The following is a 3,846-nucleotide window of genomic DNA, read 5'->3' on the forward strand; positions in this document are numbered from 1 at the left end:
TTCTTCTCCTTGTATAGGTCTACCAACATCTCGAAGTGGCTCTGCTCCTCGCTCTGTGATAGATAATCCAGCCTCATCACTGCGTAAGTCGGATTCGGGAATTCTTTCATGAAATCCGTCTGTTCCTCCAAGCTGTTTAGTGTATTCTCCCTGATTTTCTCTATTATCTCGTCCGTACTCTCCATTTCGGAGAACTCGCTCGTTTTCATTTCTTTTCTGATCATCTCGTCGAAGTACATTTTCTTCTACCTCCTCAATTTCTTCTCTAATCTTATTATATCCTGCTTCTTTACCTCTTAAAACTTTTTTGTCAAGCTCTTTACTTTTCTGAATGGTCGCATCAATGATATTTCTGCTAATATCCGATACGGTTTCAACAAGACTCATAAGAGATATACTATCAAGTCTTTCAAAATTTTCTCTTAAAAGTTCACTATCTATAGGATAATCAAGCTGAAACCTTGAAGATACCGCATAGCTCACTGAATCTCTCACAAACTTTGTAAAAGATATTCTATTCTCATCAGCTATTCTAAGCTCGTTCATAAGACTGTCTATCTTTTCATCTCCGTAAAGCCTGCTTAAAGAAAAGATATTTTCTAAGATACTTTCACTCTCTTCATATCCCTCACTTTTTATCATTTCCTTTAAGACATCTTGATGGGCTTCTTTATCGAATCTCCATAGATTTACTTCATTGACATCTCTGTTTCTTGAAACTGTCTGACCTATATCAAAGATGTAGTCCACTTTCTTGTATGTGCCATAGTCCTCTAAAATAGGGATACCTTTCTGCCCTCTCATAACAGTTCGGTTAAATCGTTCCCTCCAATAATCGAACTTGGCACAGGCTGTCGCTTCAGGATTTCTATCATAGATACTTAATTGACTTCTAAAGTCATATCTTTGATTGTTTCCGACAACCCTTAGGAGCTTCAGATATTCTGCATCACTTTGTAAAATATCTTGTTTTACAAGCTCCAAAATGTTATGAAAATCATTTATTCGCATTTTTACCTCCTTCTTTTTTCCAAACAAAAAAGGTGGTTAGATTTTACTCTAATCACCTTTTGATTCTGTGTATTGCAACTTACTGCAACTTAATTTTTCTGCTACAAAACCTTATTGCATGGTACTTTTAAAAATCAATTACCTACTAAAAATCATAGTTCTGCAACTTACTTTTATTCATTAAGTTCCCAGTGTCCGCTATTACCACTTCCTACATACTTCAGATTATCTATTTCCTTTATAGCTCTTTCAATAGTCTTTACGCTAACTCCAGCTTCATCTGCAATAGCCTTTCTTGTAATCCTATCATTGCTTCTCACTTTTTCTTTAATAAACTCTGCGAGGGCTATCTTATCGTGAGCGACATCGTGAACGACACCCTGAGCGACATCATGAGCGACATTGTCGCCCCCAACCTTTTGCGTCGCTATCTTCTTTAGAGGAATAATCGTTCTAAATATATCTCCCTCCTCAAATAACGGGTTTTCTCCTGAATAAAGCTGTGTGTACTTGTAGGTATTTCTCATTCCTGAGCCTAATTCATCAGCAAGACCTATTTCTCTAAATACCTTTGATATAGCAGGGTTTTTAGGAAATGGCTCAAAATTCTGCAAGTCTAATGCTCCCATACCATGAGCCAAGTTGCTGTTTTCAACAGTAATTTTCTCATCATCAATAATCATCTTTGCAGGATACCCACTTGAATAATCCCTATGAGCCAATGTATTGGAAACTATCTCTCTAAGTATCCTATCTCTTGCATTGACATTGACAATTCCGTCTAATACAAATAAATCATTCAAATGCTTTTGCCCAAACTCAATAAGCCTATCATAACTATCAATCAGATTTGTTATGACAACATCTCTATCATCATATCTATCCTTGTTTTCAACTCTGAATATAGCATCAGTTTTGTGCTGTGGAAGAACGGACATAATAGAGTTGTCTTTTCCAAATAGCAGAATAGCTGCTAATGTAATTCCCTCACGCTTTGTTTCCGGATCGGTCAGTATCAAATTGGCACTTCTAAGAAGTTCTTCATTGCTCATATTCTCCCAAACATGATTTTTATTTCGGGAAACAGCCATTTTCTTAGCTTTATCAATGACAGAAGCATCAAGAAAATCAATATCAAGATTCGGATATACTTTATTAACAAAATAGCTTCCTTGCTTTCTTGCGTATAGCTTATATACAAGTTCGGAATGGTCTGTTATATTGATGTCTCCCTCATAAGACCTATCCCAAATTCTTCCATTATGTCTGCACACCTGATAGCCTTCCGGAACTCTGATGTAAATTACTTTTTTCTCGTCTATATCAAAGACTTCAGGAAGCAAATAAAGTGGCGGATACATCTTTTGCGGATTATTGATCGCCGTAGTAAATTCCTTAATCACTTTATCAACTTTCTCTTTACTAACACCAACAATCTCTCTTTTATCATTTACACCAAGTAAAATATGTCCACCATTTCTATTATTGAAAGAGCATACTGTATCAAAGACATCTTTGGTTAAAGCATTTTTGGATTCTTTAAACTCGACATCTATCTTCTCTCCATTTTGAATTAACTTCTTTATTTCATCTATCATCATCTGCTTTTTCACCACCTTTATTTCCCAATGTTTTCTTCAATAAAAACTTTGGAATTTTGAATTTCAACTCTATCTTTATTGACTACAAAAGTAACATAATCTCCATTTTCTAAATTCAAAAGTTCTCTTATCCTTTTCGGGATAGTAACCTGTCCTTTTGCCATAACTTTTGCAGTATCCATAAATATATCTTTCATACTTACTTCCTTTCGCCCTACTTTTCCTACAAAAGATTATAACACTTTTAGGACATTTTTTCTACTTTGAAATTAGTACCCACTTACTTACTATATGTAAGAACAACCTCTCTTATCTCTTTTTCAATATCTTTCAAAAATTCTTCCTTTGATGTTTTCCCCTGTGCAATCTCTGTAAGCTCCATTTCCCACTTTGCAGTCGTTTCTGCTGACTTAAAGGTATCAGATACTATTGTTACAAGACTAATTCCTTTATGCGTGGCTACAAGATTTTTCTTATCCCTTTCTACAAAGCCTTTATAAATTAAGTTCTCTATAATCCCTGCCCTTGTTGCAGGTGTTCCAAGCCCTTTTCTTTCAACCTCTACACCATTTTCTAAAGCATCATTTCCTGCAACCTCCATCGCCTTTAAAAGTGTATCTTCAGTAAAGTGTTTCTGAGGTTGGGTGAATTTCTCTTTAATCTCTTTATTTTCTACTTCAAATACATCGCCTACTTTTACATCAGGAAGCTCTATATCTTCATTTTTCTTAGACTTGTAATCTTTAAGATATTTTGTAAAGCCGTCATCTTTAACAACCTTGCCGGCACTTGTAAACTCAAAGCCATCAAATGAAGCTACAATCTTTGTTGTGTTTTCAATAAGCGGATAACCCACACTTGCGTGGAGCTTATTAGATATAAGCCTATATACCTTTGCTTCACTCTCAGGAATGCCTGATAAACCTTCACTCAGTGAGCTTACTGTCGGAATAATAGCGTGATGATCTGTAACCTTTTTAGAATCAAATACTACCTTAATACGCTCTGTATCAAAGTCATTTTTACCCAAAATGTTATTGACCGTACTTACAATCATATCTTCCGTTAAACATCTGCTGTCTGTTCTTGGATAGGTGATCAGTTTCTTTTCATACAGGCTTTGAGCATAGTCAAGTGTCTGTTTAGCACTGTATCCGAAATACTTATTGCACTCTCTTTGAAGTGTTGTAAGGTCAAAGGGTAAATCAGGTTTAGTAATCTTTTCTTTCTGAAT

At 35.4% G+C, this 3,846-nt stretch carries 3 protein-coding genes and 1 pseudogene; all 4 read right to left on the reverse strand.

What is annotated here, in order from left to right:
* Positions 1–1,011 (reverse strand): annotated as a pseudogene (locus HMPREF1152_RS04455) (helicase-related protein); the annotation flags it as partial.
* Positions 1,012–1,184: 173 nt separating this feature from the next.
* Positions 1,185–2,612 carry an AlbA family DNA-binding domain-containing protein gene (locus tag HMPREF1152_RS04460; protein ID WP_009643972.1) on the reverse strand — a complete coding sequence of 476 codons (1,428 nt, stop codon included), beginning with the start codon at positions 2,610–2,612 and terminating at the stop codon, positions 1,185–1,187.
* Between the two features lie 17 nt (positions 2,613–2,629).
* Positions 2,630–2,809 carry an AbrB/MazE/SpoVT family DNA-binding domain-containing protein gene (locus HMPREF1152_RS04465; RefSeq protein WP_009643971.1) on the reverse strand — a complete coding sequence of 60 codons (180 nt, stop codon included), beginning with the start codon at positions 2,807–2,809 and terminating at the stop codon, positions 2,630–2,632.
* An 83-nt stretch (positions 2,810–2,892) separates the two neighbouring features.
* Positions 2,893–3,846: DNA topoisomerase (locus tag HMPREF1152_RS04470; protein WP_009643973.1), on the reverse strand; the 954-nt coding region annotated here is incomplete at its 5' end.

The sequence above is a fragment of the Mogibacterium sp. CM50 genome (genome assembly GCF_000293155.1).
Taxonomy (GTDB): Bacteria; Bacillota; Clostridia; order Peptostreptococcales; family Anaerovoracaceae; genus Mogibacterium; species Mogibacterium timidum.

Excerpts from the sequence above, each read along its gene's own strand:
- HMPREF1152_RS04460 (WP_009643972.1), bottom strand. The coding sequence starts at position 2,612 with ATGATGATAGATGAAATAAAGAAGTTAATTCAAAATGGAGAGAAGATA.
- HMPREF1152_RS04465 (WP_009643971.1), bottom strand. The coding sequence starts at position 2,809 with ATGAAAGATATATTTATGGATACTGCAAAAGTTATGGCAAAAGGACAG.